Origin of the sequence: Mesorhizobium sp. M7A.F.Ca.AU.001.01.1.1 (assembly GCF_004022735.1) — a bacterium.
In the GTDB taxonomy this organism is placed as follows: domain Bacteria; phylum Pseudomonadota; class Alphaproteobacteria; order Rhizobiales; family Rhizobiaceae; genus Mesorhizobium; species Mesorhizobium ciceri.
Map to the genome: position 1 here is coordinate 1 of NZ_RZPF01001225.1, position 895 is coordinate 895.

Below are 895 nucleotides of genomic sequence, written 5' to 3' on the forward strand. Positions count from 1 at the left end.
CCTCTTCGACGCCCACGCCCTTTCGGCAGCCTATGCCTGCGACCATCATGGCTTCATCCAGCTCCATTGCGTCACTGGCATGGCCGGCCGCCAGGCCGGCATCGAGCCGACCGGCGAGGCCCGGGAGATGTTTATCCGCGTGAGATCGCCGCCGAGCTTCGTATGTTGGGCAAGAAGCAGGGCTTCCATCTCCAGCGTCACCGCGTTTGCCACGAGACGGCCGCCCGAGCGAAGCACCTTGATGGCTGTGCTCAAGACGCCGGTGTCGCTGCCGCCGCCGCCGATGAAGATCGCGTCAGGCGTATCCAGTCTGGCTAGCGCCTTGGGCGCGGCGCCTTCGACCACGACAAGGCCGGGAACGCCACAAGCGGCGGCGTTGTGGCCAATACGGGCAGCGCGCACCGGATCGGCCTCGATGGCAAAAGTGCGCATCGAAGGGTGGGCCAGCATCCATTCGATGCCGATGGAACCGGAGCCGGCGCCGATGTCCCACAGCAACTCGCCGCGCCGCGGCGCCAGCGCCGACAGGGTAATCGCGCGGATTTCGCGCTTGGTGATCTGGCCGTCATGGTCGAACAGGTGATCGGCAAGGCCTGATGTGAGCGGCAGCACGCGCGCGTCCGGACCGGATTCAACTTCGACCGCCAGCACGTTGAGCGGATTGAGGTTTTCGAGGTCGAAGGCATCGGCGCGGACCGAGCGCTGGGTCTCGCTTGGCCCACCCAACGCCTCCAGGATCGTCAGCCGCGATGCGCCGAAGTCGAGTTCCGCGAGCAGGCGGGCAATCGCCGCGGGGGCTTCTGCATCCGAGGTCAGCGCCAGGATGCGCGCGCCTGGCTGCAGCAGTGGCCGGATCAGGTCGAGCGGCCGGCCGTGCAGCGAGACGGTTTCGATA

The 895-nt window shown here is 67.2% G+C and carries 1 protein-coding gene; it reads right to left on the reverse strand.

Features of this window, described 5'->3' with window-relative positions; genetic code table 11:
• Window positions 1-45: 45 nt before the first annotated feature.
• On the reverse strand, window positions 46-895 hold an 850-nt coding region (cbiT, locus tag EN884_RS37255), incomplete at its 5' end, for a precorrin-6Y C5,15-methyltransferase (decarboxylating) subunit CbiT (RefSeq protein ID WP_128361199.1).